This window comes from Larkinella fluvii, from assembly GCF_051857545.1.
Taxonomy (GTDB): Bacteria; Bacteroidota; Bacteroidia; order Cytophagales; family Spirosomataceae; genus Larkinella.
In genome coordinates this window covers 313,611-334,650 of record NZ_JBPZHB010000008.1, presented here as the reverse complement: position 1 = coordinate 334,650, position 21,040 = coordinate 313,611, and the positions used below count along the sequence as shown (strand labels likewise).

Here is a 21,040-nt window from a genome sequence, read left to right as displayed (position 1 = left end):
GTTGGAGTACTTAATTTTGGGACTTGAAATGATACGGGCCGGAGCCGATTTCAAGTTGTAAATACCCGTCTTTAAATTCCTTCACGGTGATCGCCGGATTCGTTTTCAGCGATTTCGACGATTCTAAAACCGTGGCGGGATTGGTAGTCGGGATAAAAACCGTTGCCGTGGTGTTCACGGGAATCGTCATTTGCAGGGTAAGGGTTGAGCCGGTTTTTCTCCAGGCACTTTCGATGAGGCCGCTGATGGAATGGTACGTCGCTTTCACGGAACGGATGCCCTCGCTGGCAATTTCCGGCCGAATCATAATCGTTTTATACCCGGCTTCGCCCACTTTGATACCGGCCGCATGGCCAAATAACCATTCGTTGACGGAGCCAAAAGCATAGTGATTAAATGAATTCATTCCGGAATTATTTTCAAATCCTTTGCCTTTGATGTAGCTGTTCCAGCGTTCCCAGATCGTATTGGCCCCGTTGACCACTTCAAAACCCCAGGACGGATATTCGGTACTCAATAGCAATCGGTAAGCTTCCTGTGAGTTTCCCGTACTGGAAAGTGCGGGCAGCAAAGGTTTTAACCCTAAAAAACCGGTTGCGAGTTTATTGTCATTTGCTTTGATCAGTTCCATCAGCCAGTCCCCGGCTTTCTGATCGTGTTCCGGCTTCAGCATGTGCATATAAATTGCGTTGGCATACGCCGTTTGCGTATGACCGTCAAAACCCATCGTACCATCTACGTAGCCTTCACCATCGCCATACGCGGCACTGTTCGTTTTAAACTTGCCGGTTGAATCCGTATAATGTTTCAAAAAAGTTTGTTTGATTTTCGTAAAAATACCTTCAAAATGAGCGGCTTCGTCGGATTTGCCAATCGCTTTGGCCATTTCGGCCATCAACGAAGCCACATAGCCATAATACAGCGAGGCCAGCAAATCAGGCGGTGTTTTTTTGCCGACGGAAAGCCAGTCACCGTATCCGCCTTTAGGGGCAATGTCTTCAAAACTACGCTCTTTATAAACGTATTCGCCGTTGCTCTTTGCTTCCATAAACTGGAGGTAAGCGACCATATTGGGCCAGAACTTGCGGATCACGCGGGTATCGCCGTAGGTCTTATAAATGATATAGGGGCAAACAATACCTGCTTCGGACCAGCCGGGCGAATACGTATCGGTTTTCCGAACACTGGGCGCGGGGGCATACAAGGGATACGCCTGATCGGCCCGCTGGGCGTCGTTTAAATCCACCAGCCACTTGGTGAAAAAAGCCGCAATGTCGTTGTTGAAGGTGGCAGATTTGATGTAGGCCTGCGCATCGCCCGTCCAGGCCAGTCGTTCATCGCGCTGCGGGCAATCCGTCGGAATATCAAAATAATTCGATCGCTGCGTCCAGACAATGTTTTGGTAGAGCTTGTTGATCAATGGGCTATCCGTTTCAAACGAACCGGCCTGCGGAGTGGCCGAACTCAGCACGATTCCTGTGATGGCATCCAGGCCGGGAGCGGTTTTAAAACCGGTCGCTTCAACGTATTGAAAACCGTGGTAGGTGAATTTGGGCGTCCACGTTTCACCGTCTTTTCGGCCCTTTAAAATGTACGTATCGGTTGCGCGTGCTTTCCGTAAATTTTCCGTCATGATTTCCCCATTCGGAAATAACATTTCGCCAAATTTTAAGCGAATCGTATCGCCTTTGTTTCCTTTGACGTGCAGCCGCACCACGCCGGCAAAATTTTGCCCCAGGTCAAAAAGGTAGCGTCCCCCTGATTTTGGAGTGACGGTTTTTGATTTTAATTCCTGAAAAACCTGAATTGGATTGCCGGGATAGGTCTCTATCTTCCGCTCCGGTTTGTCTGGATAAACGGTGCTGTTCTTCCAATTCGCATCGGCAAAACCGCTTTGGCTCCAGTTCTCAAATTCCAGATTGGCGTTGTAGGTTTCTCCATTTAAAATGTCTGCTTCCAGGATCGGGCCGTGGTTCGTTTTCCAGGTTTGATCCGTTGCAATCGTTTCTTTTTGTCCATTGGCATATTCCACTTCGAGCTGCGCTTTCAGCAGGGGCACATCGCCGTAGAAATTTTTCACGACAGGGTTGCCAATCAGCAGCGCGTAGCCCAGATATCCGGCATACCAACCCTCCGAAACGATGGCGCCGAGTGCATTTTTGCCCGCTTTTAAATTGGCTGTGACGTCATACGTCTGGTAATAAACCCGCTTGTTGTAATCCGTCCAGCCCGGTATAAAGTAATCGTTCCCAATCCGTTTTCCGTTGATCTGGAATTCGTATAAACCCAATGAGGTGACGTATAAGCGGGCCCGTTTAACAGGCGCTTTCAGGGTCGTTTCTTTCCGGAAAAACGGGGCTGGTGGTAAATGATACACCTTCCCTTTGCCCAGAGCCGTCAGATCATTCCCGATCCATTTTGCTTTCCAGTCGGATGGATCGAGCAAACCCATTTCCCAGCGGGCGGGGGCACTCCACGGACCCGGCTGGCCGTTTTTGTCCCAACTCCGAACTTTCCAGTAACAAACCGTCCGGGCGGAGAGCGGTTTTCCGGCATACTCGATCTGGTTGGTGGCGCGGCCCGGTTGTTTGGCGGAGTTCCAGAGGTCGGCTTTGTCGGCGGCTAAGAACGCCGGCGACGAAGCCACCATAATCTGATAGGCGGTTTGGAGTTGTCCCCGGGTTGCCGACGTCAGTTCCCAGCTTAAACGGGGAGTCGTTGCATCCACAACCGGATTCAGTTTGTATTCCGTCCGAAGATGAACGGGCTTTACATCGGTTGGAACCCCAAAGGATATCTGGCAAAAGAAGATACTAAAAAAAAATATCACCGCCGAATGGTGATAAGAAACCGGAATACATTTCATGGCAAAGGGTTCGTTTCTGTGCGGGAAAGTCCCGTCGCGGTGGTTCGATGAGCTTTTACTGAAAGGGGAACGCCCCGCCAAACTACTCTCCAAAACCGCTGATTACAACCCGCAAATTCGCTACTTTTGCGGCTCAATATACGCCATTCATGTACACCCTCTACGCCATTCCGAATTGCGATACCGTGAAAAAAGCCCGTGTCTGGCTGGCTGAACACGGCATTGCGTACCAGTTTCACGACTACAAAAAACAGGGCATCGACCGGAAAACGATTGAACACTGGCTGACGCAGAAGCCGTGGGAAGAACTGGTGAACCGCGCCGGAACGACCTGGAAAAAACTGCCCGAGGCCGAAAAACCGACCCGGATGGAAAACGCCATTGCGCTGATGATCGACAAGCCGTCGGTGATTCGCCGGCCGCTGATCGAAGCAGAAAATCAGATTATTGCACTCGGGTTTAAACCGGAAGTCTACGAAAATGTGTTCTCAACGTAGTAACGTATAAAACCGGGAGTTGATGAGCAAACGCACGCTGGATTCGCCGGAAGCCATCCGGTTTTTGGTGGATTCATTTTATGAGAAAGTACAGGCTGACGACTTCATCGGCCCCATTTTTACCGATGTCGCCCACGTCGACTGGGCGAAGCATTTACCCAAAATGTACGCGTTCTGGGAAAACATCATTCTGGGCAATGACGCCTACCATGGTCATCCGTTTCGGCCCCATCTGCTCATCAATCAGCAACATACGCTGACGCTCGACCATTTTGAGCGGTGGCTGAAGCTATTTTCAGAAACGCTTACGGAACATTTTGAGGGGACCAATGCCGAGCTAACCCGCCAGCGCGCTACGCAGATTGCCTTGGTCTGGAACCATAAATTCGAGTACATCAACAACGATTCGCACATGGGCGGCTGATCAAGATTTGCAATCTGAACCTGCCACCCGTAATTTTCGAAAACACAATGCTCCTGAAAAGGCTCTTCAGCAAGGTCGCCACCGGGTTTGGGTATTTCCTGATTTTCGGCGTGGCACTCTATGCCCTGGCCTATTTTCTGCCGGGCTACCAACCCGGTTTTCTCACCAACAAGCCGTTGGGCAACCTGTTCTGGCGAACGGTCTTCTTCACCCACGTTGGTCTGGGTGCTGTTGCGCTGAGTCTGGGGCCATTTCAATTCTCCCGCCAACTCCGCCAGCGCCGGGTCGGGTTACACCGGCGACTGGGAAAACTCTACGTGTTCAGCATACTGGTTGCGAGCGTGGCCGCATTCTGCGCAGCCTGGTTTGCCAGTACGGGCTGGGTGGCGGCTGTGGGTTTTGCCGGGTTGGCCATCGCCTGGTTTTATACGACTTTCCGGGCCTACCGGGCGATTCGCCAGGGCCAGATTCGCAGCCACCAGGATTGGATGTTCCGCAGTTACGCGGCCACCCTGTCAGCGGTGACACTGCGGATCATCTTGCCCGTTGAACTAGCAGTTTTTCACTTGCCGTTTTCGGTGGCATTCCCGGTCGTAGCCTGGTTATGCTGGGTGCCGAATCTGGTTTTTGTGGAGTGGTGGATAACGCGAAGAAATCGAGCCAATACCGCCGATGTGGTCTGGAACGGCTGAATGGGTAACGTCTTACAAACCGGTATTTTTGTTTCGCCGGCATCGTTCACTGCAATATTTCACCTCGCTCCAGACGGTTTCCCATTTTTTTCGCCAGCTAAACGGTTTTCCACAAATCGGACAGATTTTTGTGGGTAAATCCTGCTTTTTCATCTAGTCATTTTCTCCGGCGAAATTGGGCAGCGACTGCGGGCGGGCATACGGAAACTGGGCGATTTTTTCCAGTTTATAATAGCTGTTCAAGCCTGAAATGCCCACATCGTCAACGTGGCTCAGGTCAATATGTCCCTGCTCATCGACGGCTTCGTCCGGCACGATCAACTGTTCGATTTCGCCGATGATCAGCATCGTGTTGTTGGCTTCAATCGGAATGCCCTGCAAAAACTTCAGGCCCAGTTTCAACTTGCTTTCTTTTACAAAAGGCGCTTTAAAACCGGAAAGGTATTCTTCCGTAAAGCGGCATTTGTCAAACTCCGACTCGTCTCGTTTGAATTTTGCGGAGGTGTAATGGGCCTGTTCCGCAAACGATTCATGAACGTGGTTGATGGTGTAAAAACCGGTTTCCAGAATGTTTTCGTAGGTATGTTGCCCCGCTTCCCGATCGGGACGCAGGATGAACCCCAGCAGGGCGGGATTGCTCCCCAAATGAATCACCGAACTAAAAATGGCCAGATTGGATTGCCCCTCGTTCGAAACCGATCCGATGAGGTTGGCCGGTTTGATGCCGGTGACGGAGTTGATGATATTCAGACGTTTGATTCGTTCGGTGGTTTCAAGGTCTGCTTTGGTCAGGTGCATAATCGGTCTGGTTTTTAAAATAGCCCGTCAAAGGTAGGGCTCGTTTGGCGTTTTCTGTCGCCTTCTGATCGTTTTTTTGCATCTTCTGACACCTTTCATCTGCAACCAATCTGCGACCTTTACAGCCTGATAAACAACACCATACCATGAACATGAAACGTTACATCAGTATCGGGCTCCTGCTTCTGGCGGTTTTCGTCGCCATGCCCAGCCCGGAAGCCCGCGCCCAGCAACTGCGGGTGGCTTATTTCGGCGAAACTGTCACCCACTACGGGCTGAAAGTAGCCTACGAATACCCGCTCATTTCCCGCATCAAAACCCGCAATTCGGCGCGGAAAGAATTTCTGTTGACACCCGGACTGGCGGTTTACAATCACCCCGACAACCACGTGGGCCTCATCCTTTCGCCCGAACTGGCTTACCAGCGGACGGGTCGGCGGGGCGGTACCTTTGAAGTCGGGCTTTCCAACTCGTATTTCCGGTATTTTCTGGCGGGGAAAACCTTCGAGGTCGATGAAAACGGCGACTTTCGGCGGGTTAAAATGGCCGGTCGCGGAGCCTATCTGCCGACGGTTTCGGTCGGTTTCGGGCGCGATCTGTCGATCCGGAAAAACCGCTCACTCGCCTGGTATGCCAAGCTGAACCTGATGCAGCAACGGCCCTACAACGCGTCAAGCCTGATGCGCTTTGGAATCGAATGTGGTATTCGTAAACCCTTGAAAAACAAATGAAAACGCTCTATACATACCTGTTTCTCTTGATGGCGGTTTCGCTCGTTGCCTGCGAAAAAGACGACACAACGACGACCGACCGAACGCTCTATTTACGGCACAAAGGCGCGGATATGCCCATCTGGGTGCGCGGAAATCTGGCATCAAACAAACTGGTTCTGTTTCTGCACGGCGGTCCCGGCGACTGCGCCATGTGTTACCGGCATTACCTCAAAGGGCTGGAAAACGACGTGGCCGTGGCGTATTGGGACCAGCGGATTGCCGGGTCGGCGTCGGGAAAAGTGGATGTGAAAACGTTGACGTACGAGCAGTTCGGCGAAGATGCCTACTACGTTGTGAAGCTTTTGAAAGAGCAGTATCCCAACACCCAAATTTACCTCGTGGCGCATAGTTTCGGCGTGGAACTGGCGTGGCAATTTCTAACGACCAATGACAACCAGAAGCTGGTCAGCGGGTTGATCGCCGTCAATGGCACGTTTTCGACCTACCGCTGGCTGGTGCAGATGCGGGAGTGGGTGCTGAGGGAAGCGCGGCTGCAAAAAAATACCGCCATCGAGCAGTACGTTCAGGCCCGGCCCGTAACCGCCGAAAATCTGGGAACCTACGAGTGGCCCGAACTCTATAAACGAATGCTCGACCTGGACGGTAATCCGGTTTCGATTTACGACGATAAGAAGTTTGTTATCAATTATTTATTTGCCTCACCCAACACCGCTCTGGCCCAGTTTTCGCACCCGAAAGCGTATACAGAATACGGTGAAAGCACCATTCGGGGGTATGACCGGAGCGCGTTTCTGAAAAATATCCAGATTCCGGTGGCCTTGTTCTGGGGCAAAAAAGATGGTGTGGTTCCCATCGAAATTGGCTACGAAACCCGGGATTTGCTGACGAAAACCGCGCCGACGTTTGTCACCTTCGACCAATCCTACCACGAACCGTTTATATCGGAAACCGACCGGTTTGTGGGCGAAGTGTTGAAATTTGTCAGGTAAAAAGTCGCCCGGACGCCCGGTTTTGTCGTTTGGTTGGAGAGGTCACAGACTAATTTTTGCTCCGAATTGGAACGCGAACCGGATTGATCTTGTGTTGTGGTGGAATGAATCAACAAACCATACCATGAGCAACACAACAGAACAAGTGGCATTAACTTTCAAACTGGGCGGTGACCTGGAAATTAACCGGTTGGGTTACGGCGGCATGCAACTGACGGGTTTTGGGGTGTGGGGTGATGCGCCGAACCGGGAAACGGCAAAGGCGGTTTTGCAAAAAGCCGTGGAGTCGGGCGTGAATTTTATCGATACGGCGGATTCCTACGGCCCGCATACCAATGAAAAACTGATTGCCGATGCCCTGCATCCATATCGACAAGGACTGATTATTGCCACCAAAGGCGGTTTTGACCGAACCGGCCCCAATCAGTGGGTGACCAACGGCGACCCGGATCACATCCGGCAGGCGATTGACGGCAGCCTGCAGCGGCTGAAACTGGAGCGCATCGACCTTTGGCAACTTCACCGGTTTGACCCCGACATCCCGGTTGAAGAAACCCTCGGGCCGGTCGTGGAAGCCGTTCAGGCGGGGAAAATTCGCCATGTCGGTTTGTCGGAAGTGGGCATCAGGGATATTGAACGGGCCGAAAAAGTGTTGCCGATCGTATCGGTACAAAACCTGTATAACCTCGGAAACCGGAAGTGGGAAGCGGTTCTGGATTACACCATTCAACGCGGCATGGCGTTTATTCCCTGGTATCCGCTGGCGTCCGGGCCGAAGAAACTGGCCGCCAAAATTCGGGAAATCGCGGAGAAACACGAGGCCACAACGGCGCAAATCGCCCTGGCGTGGTTACTGAAACGCTCGTCCAACATCCTTCTGATTCCCGGAACCAGCTCACTCGATCACCTGAACGAGAATCTGGCCGCCGATCAGATTGTGTTATCGGACGACGATTTTGCGGCTTTGTCGGAATGAATCGCGGCCTGTCGGGTAAGTTTTTAGGGTTTGATCGCTAGGGGAGCCACTATCCGGGGATTTTGGCAATTAGGGTCATTCGTCGAAGTGAGGAAAGTCATGGGGTAACCGGTCTGATCACCGTACTTTTGCATAAAATCCACGAGTTATGAAAATTGCCTTTTTCAGTACAGCCGCTTACGAACGGGACTGGTTTATCCGGTACCAGGCGCACCACACCATCACGTTTATCGACGAGATTCTGACCGAACAAACCAGTCACCTGGCCAGCGGTTACGAAGCGGTTTGCGCGTTTGTGGAAGATGATTTGAGCAAACCGGTTCTGGAATCGCTCCGGTCGCTGGGCATTCAGTTGGTCGCCATGCGATGCGTGGGGCTGGACAATGTCGATCTGGAAGCCGCTGACGAACTCGGCATAACGGTTTTACACGTGCCGGGCTATTCGCCCTATTCCGTTGCCGAACACGCCGTTGCGCTGCTGATGGGCCTGGTTCGGCACATTCCGCAGGCGCACGAACGGGTTCAGCAGGGTAATTTTTCGATCAATGGGCTAACGGGTCAGGATTTGCACGGAAAAACCGTCGGGGTAATCGGTACAGGGCACATTGGTCAGGCTTTTTGCCAGATCATGCTGGGATTTGGCTGTCGGGTGCTCGCGTTCGATATCAAACCGAATCAGCCGCTGCTCAACGCAGGCGTCCGCTACGTTGCCCTGCCAACGCTCCTGGCCGAATCCGATGTGATCTCGCTGCATTGCCCGCTGAACGCCCAAACCCACCAGCTTCTGAACGCACTGGCCCTGTCGCAACTGAAACCAACGGCCATTGTGGTCAACTCGAGTCGGGGCGGGTTGGTCGATACCGCAGCGATTCTGGATGCGCTGGATGCCAACGCGTTGGCCGGGTATGCGGCTGATGTGTATGCGAATGAGAAGAAGTGGTTTCACCGGGATTTTTCCGGCCAGCCCATCACCGACGACCTGCTCAACCGCTTGCGGACGCACCCGCGGGTGTTGCTGACGGCCCACCAGGGATTTCTCACCGAGGAAGCACTGCAGCAGATTGCCCACCGGCTGATCCTCCAGATTTCGTTCTACCAGAATAGCCGGCAGGAAGGCATCAGCAAAATGTCGATGTGACCGGTTTCTGAAAACCGCACACACCGATTCGTTTTTCTTTCGGCCAAAATTTGAGTTGACAACTCTCTCGTGTAGCTTTACACCATCGTTTTCGGACGAGCGTGTTTCACTTAGCCATCACATCCATTACGAAATTGCTCCGCCACCTGCCCAATGCCATGACCTGCGGCAACCTGCTGTGCGGTTGCATCGGTTTGGTAATGACCCTGCGCGGCCATTCCGACACGGCGGCCTGGCTTATTCTGCTGGCTGGTGTGCTCGATTTTGGCGACGGTTTTGTGGCCCGGCTGGTTCATGCGTCGGGGCCGTTTGGGAAAGAACTGGATTCGCTGGCCGACGTCGTGACCTTCGGCGTTTTGCCGGCCACGCTGGTTTATCATGCCCTGTGGTCGCTGGGACTGGGAAACTGGTCGTATCTGGCCTTCACCATCGCGGTTTTAGCCGCCTTGCGACTCGCCAATTTCAACATTGACACCCGCCAGTCCGACCAGTTTATTGGTCTGCCGGTTCCGGCCAACACCATCTTCATTGCGGCTTTTCCGCTCATGGCCCACTACCAGCCGCAGTTTGCTTTTCTGTGGCAAAACCCCATCACGCTGTTTTTGCTAATTGTTTTCTCGTTCATGATGGTAGCCGAACTGCCCTTGCTGGCGTTCAAATTCAAATCCTTCGGCTGGCGTGAAAACCGCATAAAATTCAGTTTTCTGATCGGATCAGCGTTTCTGTTGTTATTTTTGCACTTCGCAGCCGTACCGCTGGTGATTGCTTTATACATTTTGATCTCATACTTTGCTAAAAACAAGCCGTGACGGATTGAATTTTAACCCCTAAATTCCCGCACTGCTGATCTGCTTCAAACATGAAATACGTTGCTGAAATTGACATAATGCCCCAGAAGGAAATTCTGGATCCACAGGGCAAAGCCGTAAAACTGGGACTGCACAACCTCCACATCGATTCGGTGGGAGACGTCCGGATTGGCAAACACATCCGTCTGGAAGTCGAAGCGGAGTCGGAGGAAAAAGCGAAGGAAACCGTCGATACGGCCTGCCGCCAACTGCTCGCCAACCTGATTATGGAAGAATACACGTTTTCGATTCAGGGCGTGTAGTCAGCCTCTCTTACCCTTCTCATGACTTATTCCACCATCACCGGTCTGGGGTTTTACGTCCCCGAAAACGTCGTCACGAACCAGGATCTGACGCAGTACATGGATACGTCGGACGAATGGATTCGGGAGCGCACCGGGATTGAGCAACGGCGGTATTTTACCTACGGAAAAGACACCAACGCCAGCATGGCCGCGGCTGCGTCCCGTATGGCCATCGACCGGGCGGGCCTGCAAACGGCTGACATTGAGTTGATTGTTTTTGCGACGATTACGCCCGATTATTTCTTCCCCGGTTCGGGTTTCCTGATGCAGCGTGAATTGGGGTTGGAGGGCATCGGCGTCATCGACATCCGCAACCAGTGTTCGGGTTTTGTGTATGCCCTGTCCATTGCCGACCAGTTTATCAAAACCGGTATGTATAAAAACGTGCTGGTGGTGGGTTCCGAAATTCAATCGACCTGGATCAACAAAAGCAACCAGGGCCGGGGTGTAGCCGTCATTTTTGGGGATGGTGCCGGAGCTGCCGTTTTGCAGGCCACCGACGATCCGGAACACCGGGTTCTGTCGACCCACCTGCACGCGGATGGGCGTTATGCCGAAGACCTCTACGTTCGCGATCCGGGCAGCAGCCGTCCGTCGCGCTCGGCCACCAAAGAGATGGTCGACGAAGGCGGTTTTGATGTCGTCATGAATGGCAACGCGGTTTTCAAACACGCCACGGTGCGGTTTGCGGAAGTGATCAATGAAGCGCTGAAAGCGAACGGCTACGGCCCCGAAGACATTGCGTTGCTGGTGCCCCACCAGGCCAATATCCGCATTTCGGACTACGTTCGCCAGCAACTGAAGCTGCCCGCCGAAAAAGTGTACAACAACATTCAGCGGTATGGCAACACCACGGCCGCATCCATCCCCATTGCCCTGACCGAAGCCTGGGAACAGGGCCGCATTCAACCCGGCGACGTGCTTTGTCTGGCGGCTTTCGGCAGCGGTTTCACCTGGGCCTCCGCGCTGATAAAGTGGTGATTTTTTTTAGAATAAAGAGGTGAGACAAGAGAATAAAGACAAATAAACCGTACTGTCTTTTCTCTCTTGTCTCACCTCTTTATTCTAAAAATCAATACTGCCCCGTGGCCAGCATCACCAGCGTACAGGCTTCGATGGGTTCGATGCCCTGCTGTTGCAGGTCTTTCTCAAAAGTCGGGTTCTCAGTTCCCGGATTAAAAATCACCCGCCGGGGTTTCAACTTTTTAATGTATTCGTAGAAGCCCGTCTGGTTTTTGGGCGAAACATAGAGGGTAACTGTATCGATATCGTTCAGTTCCGGTTGCCCGGTCCGGATGGGATTGCCCCGAACCGTTCCCGAACGCAGACCGAGTAATTCGATGGCATGGCCCTGCTGTACCAGGCGATTGGCAGCCTTGTTGGCATAGCGCTCCGGGTTTTCGGAAGCCCCAATAACTAATGTTTTGCTTTTCATTACTACATTTTTTTATTCGACTCTTCCCGGAAAACTATCGGGATGGCAGTTTAGTTTCTATTTCAAATCCTAATCTGGCTCTGTTGCGTATATACCATTCCGGCCACTTCATCTCTATTGTTACTTTTCTGATCGATTTGCAATACCAAAAATTGCGCCTATATTTGTTTAACAAAAACTGAAAAATGTTAAACAAAATAAAACTTGTGGGAACGATTAAGTTTGACTAAATTGTTCTCAACTTGTCTATTTCGATGAATTATTGACACTTTTAACCATATTCGTTTCCGGCTTCCCGTCTATTTTGTTAATTGTTCATTCAACAAACATACCCGATGACTAACCGAATTAGCCTAAACATGCCTGAGAAAAGGACCAGCAATTACTGGAATGAGAAATGGGTGGCGATCAACTTTGAGGGAGTTGAAAACCCGCCCCGCTATGAAGTTTCGAATTACGGCCGACTAAAGAGTTTTCAAAACGACCCGAAGGATGGTACGCTCATCAATGGATCGATCATTCAGGGCTATCGTTCGCTCAACATCCGTACTGGCGGCAAAACGATCAACCGGTATTTTCACAAGCTGATCGCCGAACTGTTTCTGAACCGCGAAAGCCCGGAGCAGAAGTATGTCATTCACCTCGATCACGACAAGAAAAACAATCATTTTCAGAACCTGAAGTGGGTAACGAAAGAGGAAATGATTGAACACAACCGCACCAGCCCGAACATCCTGAACCGCGAAATTCCGCGCCGGACCCGGAATTACAAACTGACCGAGTCGAAGGTGAAGATGATCAAAAAATTATTAAAGAATGAGAAGAACCGCCTGAAAATGATCGCCAAGCAGTTTGGCATCACGCACACCCAACTGAACCGGATCCGTTCGGGTGAGAACTGGAAGCACGTTACGATTGACGATGACGTTCCGAGTGAGAGAAACTAAAGGCGGTTTTTTGCTTTGCCTTCAGCGTTGCTAATTGAGTCCGATGCTTTCACCTTTCAGTCCACTACCCGTACCGATGGGCGGAATGTGGGGTAAACTGATAAAAAAGGTGGTTCCTTCCCCGGTTGCGGTTTCAAACCAGATGCTGCCGCCGGCGTGTTCGATTCCGCGTTTGGCAATGGCCAGCCCCAGGCCGGAGCCGCCCTCTTTTGTGCTGAAGTTAGGCAGGAAAATTTTACTGCGAATGGCTTCGGGAACCCCTGCCCCGTTGTCACTGATTTCAATATTGATGTGATCGTCGGTAACCGTTAGCCGTAGTTTGATAACCGGCTTCCGGTCGGCCGAAACGGATTGCACACTGTTGATAATCAAATTGGTAAGGATGCGGCCAATCAGTTGCCGATCGCCCATGACCATCACCGGATACGGGGAAATGTCCCGAATCAGTGTGATTTTACCATCGTCGGCATACAGGTCGGCGGCTTTATTGATCACCGAGGTGATTTCAAACAACTCATTTTTGGGCAATGGCATTTTGGCAAAGTCGGAGAACGACGTGGCGATGTCACTCAGATTGTCGATCTGATCAAGCAGCGTCTCCAGTGTCCGTTGCAACACCCGCCGGGCCGTCGGACTGTCGGATTGCAGCGTGCGTTGCAGGTGCTGGAGCGTCAGCTTCATCGGCGTCAGCGGATTCTTGATTTCGTGGGCAACCTGCTTGGCCATTTCCCGCCAGGCCGACTGTTTCTCACTTTGCGATAGTGCCTGCTTTTTCTCTTCCAGTTTCACCAGCATCCGGTTGTACTCGCCAATCAGCAACCCGATTTCATCGTCCGATTTCCAGTCCAGCGGCTCGTTAAACCGGTCGAGGTTGGTTTTGCGGATTTTCTGCGTGATGATTTTGAGCGGTTTGGTCAAAACGTTGGAAGCCCAGTAAGAAACGAGCAGGAAGATCATGAACAGACCCGTAAACACGCTCAGTGCCGTGGAAACGACATCGATCATCTGGTGTTCGAGTTCGGGTTCGGAATTGAAATGCGATACGCCCAACATGCCCAGCAACTCCCCGTCGTAGGATTTGATGCTGGCATACGCCGTGCGGTATTGCTTTGTCCCCAGCGACTCGGTCAGCAAAATCTGGTTTTCTTTCCCTTCAGCCAGGTGAATATACGCTTCGGGATTGATCCGTTTCGACAAATGACCGCTTTCGTAGACCAGCGGCTGCGTCGAACAGAAGAGGGTTCCACTTTTGTCGAAAATGCTGATGTCGATATCGTCATCCTGCGTGATTTTCTTCAGTTCCTCCTCAAGATACGCCTTGCTGGTCGTTCCCTGCAAAAAACTGGTCCAGTCGCCCCGGAAATTAGAGCTGATGTTCTTGGCATTGGTCAGGTACGTGGTCTGCTGGTAGGCATCATAATTGGAACTGATTACGCCAAACGTAATGGCGACAACAAGCACCAGCGGCAAAAAGAAGGCTGCGTTGAGGTAGAGTTGCGTTTTAGTCGAGTAATTGATGTAAAACCGGGAGAAGCCAAACCGGATGGAATAGATCAGGATCAGAATCAGGATATACAGGATCAGAACCAGATAGAGAAAGGAGAAATTGGAAAAGAGGTTGCGAATGGGGTAGTCTCGGGATGAGATGACGACAATTCGGCCACTTTCATCCCGCAAACCAACGTGTTTGTAGTTTTCGTGTGATACGCCCTGGTCGAACAAAACAGGGTCACTCAGGAGGGATGCCGGCAACTTCCGGTCGTAGTTATATTCCCCGGAATTGTACAGCATTCGTTTCCCGGGGCCGTAAATGGCATAATTGTAAATTTGGGTTTCGGGAGCCTGAATGAATTTTTTGTCAGTTAGCAGGCTGGGATCCAGTCGTCCGGACTGATTTCGGGTTAATTTCAGATCGAGCACGACATGCCCCACCCGGTTTTCACCCAGTTTGAAGTCGAAAAACTGGACGTATTGTTTGACAAAGTTATTGCCGGCATCGTTGATGAAATAAATACCGGGGTATTGGGTTCGGTATTGATCCTGCCGGAAACGCTCGGCATAATTCCGGTAATTGGTTTCTGCCTGCGGATTACCCGGGATTGGATTGCCCGAGTTGAAAATCAGAACATCGATCGAATACCGTTCAAAATACCTATCCAGGTGAACATTTTTGACCCGCTGCTGAATGCGTTCGCGCAGCAGCAGGGTGTCATTGGCCATGACCCGCCGAATTTCGGCATCCTGCGTAATGGCAGTTCGTGACTTGTTGAGCAGAAATTCGCCAAACGCATCATTTTCGACCAGCAACTGTTCGCCAAATTTCCGTTTGTTGACGAGATCTTTTTTAAGGCCTTGGTTGTAAACGACATACGTTGCTACGGTCGCACAGACAAAAGCCGTAAAAAACAGGTAGAGGGTAGTTTTATACCGGAATGAATACAGCGCGCGCGGAAAACGGCTCACATACAGCACCATAAAATAAACCCCCTGAATCGCTAAAATCCATGGCATTGGTGTGGAGTCTTGCCAGAAAAGCAAGACCGACAGAATGGTGCCTATCAGGAACCAGAGCAGGCCCCGCCACAGGGTTAAATTCAGGCGGATGAACAGACTGGAAAAAACATACTGAAGCAGAAAAAAAACCGTCGATATGCCGATGAAAACCAGCAGGCAGGCCATTTTTAAGCTGGAAAACGAAAGACTGAGCGTAATATCGAGCGTGAAACCGGACTTCTCGTAAATGGTATTCAGTTCGCGGAAACATCCGTAAAAGACACTATAACTGAGAACAACCGTGATGGTCGAAACGAGGGCTTTCAACCCATCCGACTGGCGCAGAAGCCAATAGTAAGAGCGGGTTCGGTAAAATGTGCTGGCCAGATACAGGGCCAGAATGACCATCACGATGCAGTTCAGCAATTGATCGCCCAGGGAAGGGGCTACCACCGACGAACCGAAATAGCCGGGATTGAACAGATCGGTTTCAAAGAACAAAAAAGGAACGCCAAAATACAGCATCACCGCCCGAAGAACGATCAGATACAGGGCCAGTATCACAAAACCCGCCCCATAATGCCGGCTTCGACGTAAATTCAGGGTTCGGCGAACGAGGTAAATGCCCATGAAAAAGACCGACAACAGGGCCAGAATAACCGTGTTGACGGGTGAAGTCTGATTTTGATAGCCCTCCATTCGCGGAGGAATGACCGAAAACAGAAACACCGGCGTCTGGTCATACATGCTTTCGTAAATGCTGCTCTTTTCAACCGAGATTTCCTGCGGTGTCAGCGAAAACAGATCCGGATTGTAACCCGAGCGCAGGTAACCATTTTCAGTCTGGTAATGCCGGTAGACATTGACAAGCGAAAACACCTCCAGCGAATCCGTACCCTGCTTGACAAACTGCCGGCTGACCAGGTATTTGCCCTGCGGAAATGACATCAGCCGGGGGTATAGAATGCTCTTCAGTTGTTGATAATCAGGGATGAAACGGTAGTCGGACCAGTAGAGAAGCTGCCTGTTGCGGAAGATGTAATACGGATATTTCGTTTCCCGGCTCAGGCCGGCAAAGGTGGGTGGCGCTTTCTCCCGAAGCAGTTCGCTGACGGCCTGGAGCTCTTCCGAACTGGTGCTCAGTTCATTTTTGATCCGTTCCTGGGTCGTCTGCAAATACTGTTCGTGGGCCGCACTGATTGCGCCCCTTTCCAGCACGGAATAGAAGAAAACTGACAGCCCAAGTGCCAGAATCGATAGAATCAGGAAGATATGCTTGTTGAGTATACTCACAACAAAAATGGATGAAAAGGCTTTCCCTGCCTGATATAACCCCAAAATCATGCCAAAATTTCTGACATGTTCCCGACATCGATTACTGTGGATCGGCTACCGCCTGCTCTGGTTTCTGAATGGTAAAACCGCGTTCGTCTTCCGTGTTCTCGTACCCGACTTCAACTCCGAGCACATAAAGCAGGTGTTTTTTGTCAATAATCACCCGAATGGTATCAATGTCGAATACTTCATCCGCCTGACCGGGCTGGTCGAAACCCAGCACCCACGATGACCCACAGCCTCCGCCCCGAATGCCAACCCGCAAACCATAGGTATCCGGGATTTTGTTGGCCCGGAACGTCTCCTGAATCTGATCAATGGCTTGTGGCGTCAAACGAACCGGATTTTTAATACTTTCAATAAACATACTAAGTAGAAATTCCGTTTGCTGACTGAAATTTACAAACTTTACCCCACAATATAGCCACCCATTGCCAGTTTTCAGTGTGTGGCTTAGGCTACCGGCCTGGCACCGCTCCCTGCGGAACAGGCTCCGGTGGTGAATAACGGAAAGTCGATTAACGACGCTTGAAAATTACGTATGGATTTTATCCCTGATTTAGTAAAATTACTGGTTCCGGCCGGTCTGGTTTTGTACGGAATGTATGTAACCGTCAAACTGATGCTCGAACGCGAAGCCGAAAAGCAACGCGTTGAGCAGAAAAACCGGTATGCCAGCGAGGTTACGCCCCTGCGGTTGCAGGCTTACGAACGGATGGCCCTGTTTCTGGAACGCATCACGCCCGCCAACCTGCTGCTGCGACTGAGCGGAGAGGCCCCGGTGGTGCTGGATCTGCAACAACTGCTGCTGCGCGAAATCCGGGAAGAATACAATCACAACGTCTCCCAGCAAATCTACATGAGCCAAGCCGTTTGGGAAGAGGTGCAGAACGCCATGAATGAGGTGATTATGCTCATCAACGAAGCCGCAGGGCAAGTTTCGCCCGAATCGCCCGCCCTGGATCTGTCCAAAAAGATTTTCGACAACATGATTCAGAAAGACGTTCAGCCCACGGCGGCCGGTCTCAAAGCCGTCAAGGACGAGGTGCAGGCGGTTTTTCTTTAACGTATTTACGGACTAAACGGGGCCGCCCGGCGGTTCGTGCGTATTGAGAATTTCGGAGGATAAAACCAATGCTTCGGCCAGGCGGTTTTGATTAATTCCGGTAGCAATACCTTCTTTATCAAGTAAATAAATAATATGTTCCGTTGGCAGGTTACCGGTCAGGTCATCCGCAGCCATCGGGCAGCCGCCCAGTCCGTGCAAGGCCCCGTCAATGCGCCGAACCCCCGCCCGCAAAGCTGCCTTCACTTTTTCGGTAACCTGCTCCGGCCGGGCGTGCAGGTGGGCGCCGAACTCAATGGCCGGAAACGTGGCCAGCAAATACCGGAACAAGGTCTCGATGCTTTCGGGTGTCGACGAACCGACGGTATCGGACGGCGCAATGATTTCGATGCCGGTCTGAATCAGCCGTTCTGTAAATTGTCCAATTAGCTCGGGATTGTACGGGTCGCCATACGGATTGCCAAAACCCATCGACAGATAAACGACCAACTGCTTTTGGTGGGCAACGCACAGGTGCTGAATGGCTTCTACCTCCGCAAACGCCTGTTCGATGGTTTTGTTGGTGTTGCGGAGTTGAAACGTTTCGGAGACCGACAGCGGAAAACCGAGGTACTGAATTTCGGGAAACGAAACCGCTTGCTCCGCCCCGCGTACGTTGGCGATGATGGCGAGTAACTTCGTTTTGGTTTCACTCAGGTCCAGACCAGCCAGCACCTCCGCCGTGTCGCGTAGCTGCGGAATGGCTTTGGGGGACACAAAACTGCCAAAATCGAGCGTGTCGAATCCCACCCGCAGCAGCGCGTTCAAATACCGGATTTTGTCGGTTGTCGGGATAAAACCGGGAAGGCCCTGCATCGCGTCGCGGGGACATTCGATCAATTTAAACGAATTCATGGTTGTCAAGATGCGGTAATTGAACGAAAGGTAGCCGGTTCTGAACCGGTAATTGCCGTTCAATGTGTAGTTTTGCGGTTTTTACGAAAAAAAGAATCGAACTGCTTTTCCGTCGCCGGTGTTATTTCACGTACCCCGACGCTCCGGCCGCAGGTACGTAACAACCAGAAGAACAACAAATGCTCTATCCCGATTCATTTGAACAAAAATTAGGTTTCGATAAAATCCGCGACTTGCTGCGGCAGGCTTGTATCAGCCCGCTGGGGCAGTCGTATGTTGATAAAATCCGGTTTTCCGACAATTTCCAACTAATCGACAAGATGCTCCGGCAGGTGGCCGAGTTCAAGACCATCGTGCAGTATGAGCCGGAATTTCCGTCGTCCAACTACCTCGACATTCGCCCGCAACTCGCCAAAGTCCGGATCGAGGGCATGATGCTCACCGAAGAGGAGTTTTTTGACCTGAAACTGACGCTTCGGACCATCCAGCTTTGTCTGCGGTTTCTGGCCGGAAAAGAAAAAGAAGTCTACCCGTATCTGAACGAACTCGCCGACGCCATCACGGTGGACAAAAAGCTGACCGAAGCCATCGAACGCGTCATCGACGACCGGGGCCACGTCCGTGATAATGCCTCACCGGAACTCGCTACCATTCGCCGTCGGATCATCAGCGAACAGGCAGGCTTGCGCAAAAAGCTGGATGGAATTATGCGAAACGCCCGCCAGCAGGGCTGGATGCCGGATGATATTTCGATGACGATCCGAAACGGCCGCGTCGTGATTCCGATTTCGGCCGAACACAAACGGCGGTTGAAGGGCTTCATCCATGATGAGTCGGCCACCGGGCAGACGGTTTTTATTGAACCGGCGGAAGTCTTCGATGCCAACAACGAAATCCGCGAAATGGAGTACGAAGAACGGCGTGAAGTGGCCCGCATCCTGCGCGAGCTGACCGCCCTGCTTCGTCCATACCTGCCTGAATTACAACGCGCTACTACCTTTCTGGGATTGATCGACTTCATCCGGGCGAAAGCCAAATTTGCCCTGCAAATCGACGCTGGTATGCCGAAACTGGTCAACCAGCCGCTGGTCGACTGGCTTCAGGCGCGGCACCCGCTGCTGCATCTGTCGTTTCAGAAGCAGGGTAAAAAAGTGGTTCCGTTGAACCTACTGCTCGATTCGGGCCAGCGGATTCTGATTATTTCGGGACCCAACGCGGGGGGGAAGTCGGTGGCACTCAAAACGATTGGCTTGCTGCAATACATGATTCAGAGCGGTTTGCTCATTCCTGTGATCGAAGGCTCCACGGCGGGTATTTTCCAAAACCTGTTCATCGACATTGGCGACGAGCAATCGCTGGAAAATGACCTCAGTACCTACAGCTCGCACCTGACCAGCATGAAGGCGTTTGTGACCTTTGCGAACCGCAAAACGCTGTTTCTGATTGATGAGTTTGGAACCGGCACCGAACCCGGGCTAGGCGGGGCCATTGCCGAAGCCATTCTGGAAGAACTCACCAAGTCCGGCGCGTATGGCGTTGTGAACACGCACTACACCAACCTCAAACTCTTTGCCGACAAAACGACGGGGCTGGTCAACGGCGCGATGCGGTTTGACGGCGAACACCTTGAACCGCTCTATGAACTCGAAATAGGTCGGCCCGGCAGTTCGTTTGCGTTCGAAATTGCCTCGAAAATCGGATTGCCCAAACCGCTGATCGACCGGGCCAAGGAAAAGCTGGGTTCGCAGCAGGTGAACCTCGAAAAACTGTTGAAAGAACTGGACATCGAGAAGCGGGTGTTTGCCGAAAAAAACATGGAAGTCGGGATCAATCAGCGCAAACTGGCCCAGCAACTGGCCGAAACCAACGCGCTGAAAACCCGGCTCGACAACGACCAGAAACGGCTGCTGAACGAAGCCAAGCAAAAAGCCAAAGCGCTGGTGGCCGAGGCCAATCAGCGGATTGAAAATACCATTCGGGAAATCAAGGAAAACAAGGCCGAGCGGGATATGACGCGGCTGGTTCGGCAGGAACTGGAGCAATTTGACAAAAAAGAACTGAAGCCGGAAACGCTGGTGGAGGACGTTCGTAAGAAACCGGAAAAGGTCGAACCGGAGGAGTTTTTGCCCGAATCGGGGGCCATCGCCGTGGGCAGTTTCGTGCAGATCAAAGGGCAATCGACGATTGGCGAGGTGCTGGCGTTGCGCGGAAAAGACGTCGAAATCCGGATCGGCGACCTAAAATCAACCATCAAACTCAACCGGCTGGAGAAAGTCAGTCGCAAAGTTTATCGTGAAGCCGTTGGTGAAACCGCCCGACCCAAAATGCAGGGGATCGACCTGAACGAGAAGATGATGAACTTCAGTTTCAACCTTGACATCCGGGGGCAGCGGGGCGAGGAAGCGATGGTGGAACTGGATAATTTTATCAACAACGGCCTGATGCTGGGCTACGCCGAACTCCGGATCGTACACGGTAAAGGCGACGGTATTTTGCGGACGCTGGTGCGGAATCACCTGCGAACCTTCCCGCAGGTGACGTCCATGCAGGACGAACATGTCGACCGGGGCGGGGCTGGGGTGACGGTAGTGAAGATGAAATGA

The 21,040-nt window shown here is 51.9% G+C and carries 20 protein-coding genes; 13 read left to right on the top strand and 7 right to left on the bottom strand.

Annotated features, from left to right (window positions below; genetic code table 11):
• Nucleotides 1–10: 10 nt before the first annotated feature.
• Entirely contained in the window at nucleotides 11–2,866 is a 2,856-nt protein-coding gene (locus tag ACS5NO_RS22435; RefSeq protein WP_439417208.1) for a family 78 glycoside hydrolase catalytic domain, read from the bottom strand.
• A 149-nt stretch (nucleotides 2,867–3,015) separates the two neighbouring features.
• On the opposite strand from ACS5NO_RS22435, the gene ACS5NO_RS22430 reads away from it, so the two are divergent.
• The 3 genes from ACS5NO_RS22430 to ACS5NO_RS22420 are packed head-to-tail and all read left to right on the top strand — an operon-like array spanning nucleotide 3,016 to nucleotide 4,479.
• The gene (locus ACS5NO_RS22430; RefSeq protein WP_439417207.1) at nucleotides 3,016–3,363 is read left to right on the top strand and encodes an ArsC family reductase; all 348 of its coding nucleotides are present in this window, start codon (nucleotides 3,016–3,018) and stop codon (nucleotides 3,361–3,363) included.
• Nucleotides 3,364–3,385: 22 nt separating this feature from the next.
• Complete coding sequence (locus ACS5NO_RS22425) at nucleotides 3,386–3,787, top strand: group III truncated hemoglobin (protein ID WP_114408813.1); 402 nt, start codon at nucleotides 3,386–3,388, stop codon at nucleotides 3,785–3,787.
• Between the two features lie 47 nt (nucleotides 3,788–3,834).
• A complete protein-coding gene (locus tag ACS5NO_RS22420) occupies nucleotides 3,835–4,479 on the top strand; it encodes a DUF2306 domain-containing protein (RefSeq protein WP_439417206.1) in 645 nt (214 codons plus the stop codon).
• Nucleotides 4,480–4,491: 12 nt separating this feature from the next.
• On the opposite strand, the gene ACS5NO_RS22415 is transcribed toward ACS5NO_RS22420, so the two are convergent.
• Nucleotides 4,492–4,632, bottom strand: coding sequence for a DUF2256 domain-containing protein (locus tag ACS5NO_RS22415; RefSeq protein ID WP_439417205.1), 141 nt, complete (start codon nucleotides 4,630–4,632; stop codon nucleotides 4,492–4,494).
• A complete protein-coding gene (locus tag ACS5NO_RS22410) occupies nucleotides 4,633–5,277 on the bottom strand; it encodes a flavin reductase family protein (protein ID WP_439417204.1) in 645 nt (214 codons plus the stop codon).
• Between the two features lie 146 nt (nucleotides 5,278–5,423).
• On the opposite strand from ACS5NO_RS22410, the gene ACS5NO_RS22405 reads away from it, so the two are divergent.
• From ACS5NO_RS22405 to ACS5NO_RS22375, 7 genes are all read left to right on the top strand, one after another.
• Complete coding sequence (locus tag ACS5NO_RS22405) at nucleotides 5,424–6,008, top strand: hypothetical protein (protein ID WP_439417203.1); 585 nt, start codon at nucleotides 5,424–5,426, stop codon at nucleotides 6,006–6,008.
• On the top strand, nucleotides 6,005–7,000 hold the full coding sequence (locus ACS5NO_RS22400) for an alpha/beta fold hydrolase (RefSeq protein WP_439417202.1): 996 nt from the start codon (nucleotides 6,005–6,007) through the stop codon (nucleotides 6,998–7,000). Before ACS5NO_RS22405 ends, ACS5NO_RS22400 begins: the two co-directional genes overlap by 4 nt.
• A 124-nt stretch (nucleotides 7,001–7,124) precedes the next feature.
• On the top strand, nucleotides 7,125–7,976 hold the full coding sequence (locus ACS5NO_RS22395) for an aldo/keto reductase (RefSeq protein ID WP_439417201.1): 852 nt from the start codon (nucleotides 7,125–7,127) through the stop codon (nucleotides 7,974–7,976).
• 148 nt (nucleotides 7,977–8,124) lie between these two features.
• Nucleotides 8,125–9,114 carry a 2-hydroxyacid dehydrogenase gene (locus tag ACS5NO_RS22390; protein ID WP_439417200.1) on the top strand — a complete coding sequence of 330 codons (990 nt, stop codon included), beginning with the start codon at nucleotides 8,125–8,127 and terminating at the stop codon, nucleotides 9,112–9,114.
• A gap of 125 nt (nucleotides 9,115–9,239) precedes the next feature.
• The gene (gene pssA / locus ACS5NO_RS22385; protein ID WP_439417352.1) at nucleotides 9,240–9,923 is read left to right on the top strand and encodes a CDP-diacylglycerol--serine O-phosphatidyltransferase; all 684 of its coding nucleotides are present in this window, start codon (nucleotides 9,240–9,242) and stop codon (nucleotides 9,921–9,923) included.
• Between the two features lie 50 nt (nucleotides 9,924–9,973).
• Entirely contained in the window at nucleotides 9,974–10,225 is a 252-nt protein-coding gene (gene purS, locus ACS5NO_RS22380; protein ID WP_114408823.1) for a phosphoribosylformylglycinamidine synthase subunit PurS, read from the top strand.
• 21 nt (nucleotides 10,226–10,246) lie between these two features.
• Nucleotides 10,247–11,248 (top strand): 3-oxoacyl-ACP synthase III family protein, encoded by a 1,002-nt coding sequence (locus tag ACS5NO_RS22375; RefSeq protein WP_439417199.1) that lies wholly within the window; start codon nucleotides 10,247–10,249, stop codon nucleotides 11,246–11,248.
• A 91-nt stretch (nucleotides 11,249–11,339) separates the two neighbouring features.
• On the opposite strand, the gene ACS5NO_RS22370 is transcribed toward ACS5NO_RS22375, so the two are convergent.
• Nucleotides 11,340–11,702, bottom strand: a complete 363-nt coding sequence (locus ACS5NO_RS22370) for a CoA-binding protein (protein WP_439417198.1) — start codon at nucleotides 11,700–11,702, stop codon at nucleotides 11,340–11,342.
• Nucleotides 11,703–12,061: 359 nt separating this feature from the next.
• On the opposite strand from ACS5NO_RS22370, the gene ACS5NO_RS22365 reads away from it, so the two are divergent.
• A complete protein-coding gene (locus ACS5NO_RS22365) occupies nucleotides 12,062–12,649 on the top strand; it encodes an HNH endonuclease (protein ID WP_439417197.1) in 588 nt (195 codons plus the stop codon).
• A gap of 30 nt (nucleotides 12,650–12,679) precedes the next feature.
• Here the strand turns inward: ACS5NO_RS22365 and ACS5NO_RS22360 are convergent, their stop codons facing one another.
• Nucleotides 12,680–16,435: a sensor histidine kinase gene (locus ACS5NO_RS22360; RefSeq protein WP_439417196.1), complete on the bottom strand. Its 3,756-nt coding sequence runs from the start codon at nucleotides 16,433–16,435 to the stop codon at nucleotides 12,680–12,682.
• An 82-nt stretch (nucleotides 16,436–16,517) separates the two neighbouring features.
• Nucleotides 16,518–16,844, bottom strand: coding sequence for a HesB/IscA family protein (locus ACS5NO_RS22355; protein ID WP_439417195.1), 327 nt, complete (start codon nucleotides 16,842–16,844; stop codon nucleotides 16,518–16,520).
• A 174-nt stretch (nucleotides 16,845–17,018) separates the two neighbouring features.
• Here ACS5NO_RS22355 and ACS5NO_RS22350 point away from each other — a divergent pair, with 174 nt between their 5' ends.
• Nucleotides 17,019–17,543, top strand: coding sequence for a DUF7935 family protein (locus ACS5NO_RS22350; RefSeq protein ID WP_439417194.1), 525 nt, complete (start codon nucleotides 17,019–17,021; stop codon nucleotides 17,541–17,543).
• A 12-nt stretch (nucleotides 17,544–17,555) separates the two neighbouring features.
• On the opposite strand, the gene ACS5NO_RS22345 is transcribed toward ACS5NO_RS22350, so the two are convergent.
• Nucleotides 17,556–18,437 (bottom strand): hydroxymethylglutaryl-CoA lyase, encoded by an 882-nt coding sequence (locus ACS5NO_RS22345; RefSeq protein ID WP_439417193.1) that lies wholly within the window; start codon nucleotides 18,435–18,437, stop codon nucleotides 17,556–17,558.
• A gap of 179 nt (nucleotides 18,438–18,616) precedes the next feature.
• On the opposite strand from ACS5NO_RS22345, the gene ACS5NO_RS22340 reads away from it, so the two are divergent.
• A complete protein-coding gene (locus ACS5NO_RS22340; RefSeq protein WP_439417192.1) occupies nucleotides 18,617–21,040 on the top strand; it encodes an endonuclease MutS2 in 2,424 nt (807 codons plus the stop codon).

Excerpts from the sequence above, each read along its gene's own strand:
- ACS5NO_RS22415 (WP_439417205.1), bottom strand. The coding sequence starts at position 4,632 with ATGAAAAAGCAGGATTTACCCACAAAAATCTGTCCGATTTGTGGAAAA.
- ACS5NO_RS22390 (WP_439417200.1), top strand. The coding sequence starts at position 8,125 with ATGAAAATTGCCTTTTTCAGTACAGCCGCTTACGAACGGGACTGGTTT.
- ACS5NO_RS22420 (WP_439417206.1), top strand. The coding sequence starts at position 3,835 with ATGCTCCTGAAAAGGCTCTTCAGCAAGGTCGCCACCGGGTTTGGGTAT.
- purS (WP_114408823.1), top strand. The coding sequence starts at position 9,974 with ATGAAATACGTTGCTGAAATTGACATAATGCCCCAGAAGGAAATTCTG.
- ACS5NO_RS22365 (WP_439417197.1), top strand. The coding sequence starts at position 12,062 with ATGCCTGAGAAAAGGACCAGCAATTACTGGAATGAGAAATGGGTGGCG.
- ACS5NO_RS22430 (WP_439417207.1), top strand. The coding sequence starts at position 3,016 with ATGTACACCCTCTACGCCATTCCGAATTGCGATACCGTGAAAAAAGCC.
- ACS5NO_RS22355 (WP_439417195.1), bottom strand. The coding sequence starts at position 16,844 with ATGTTTATTGAAAGTATTAAAAATCCGGTTCGTTTGACGCCACAAGCC.
- ACS5NO_RS22375 (WP_439417199.1), top strand. The coding sequence starts at position 10,247 with ATGACTTATTCCACCATCACCGGTCTGGGGTTTTACGTCCCCGAAAAC.
- ACS5NO_RS22425 (WP_114408813.1), top strand. The coding sequence starts at position 3,386 with ATGAGCAAACGCACGCTGGATTCGCCGGAAGCCATCCGGTTTTTGGTG.
- ACS5NO_RS22340 (WP_439417192.1), top strand. The coding sequence starts at position 18,617 with ATGCTCTATCCCGATTCATTTGAACAAAAATTAGGTTTCGATAAAATC.
- ACS5NO_RS22435 (WP_439417208.1), bottom strand. The coding sequence starts at position 2,866 with ATGAAATGTATTCCGGTTTCTTATCACCATTCGGCGGTGATATTTTTT.
- ACS5NO_RS22405 (WP_439417203.1), top strand. The coding sequence starts at position 5,424 with ATGAACATGAAACGTTACATCAGTATCGGGCTCCTGCTTCTGGCGGTT.
- ACS5NO_RS22350 (WP_439417194.1), top strand. The coding sequence starts at position 17,019 with ATGGATTTTATCCCTGATTTAGTAAAATTACTGGTTCCGGCCGGTCTG.
- ACS5NO_RS22410 (WP_439417204.1), bottom strand. The coding sequence starts at position 5,277 with ATGCACCTGACCAAAGCAGACCTTGAAACCACCGAACGAATCAAACGT.
- ACS5NO_RS22345 (WP_439417193.1), bottom strand. The coding sequence starts at position 18,437 with ATGAATTCGTTTAAATTGATCGAATGTCCCCGCGACGCGATGCAGGGC.
- ACS5NO_RS22400 (WP_439417202.1), top strand. The coding sequence starts at position 6,005 with ATGAAAACGCTCTATACATACCTGTTTCTCTTGATGGCGGTTTCGCTC.
- ACS5NO_RS22395 (WP_439417201.1), top strand. The coding sequence starts at position 7,125 with ATGAGCAACACAACAGAACAAGTGGCATTAACTTTCAAACTGGGCGGT.
- ACS5NO_RS22370 (WP_439417198.1), bottom strand. The coding sequence starts at position 11,702 with ATGAAAAGCAAAACATTAGTTATTGGGGCTTCCGAAAACCCGGAGCGC.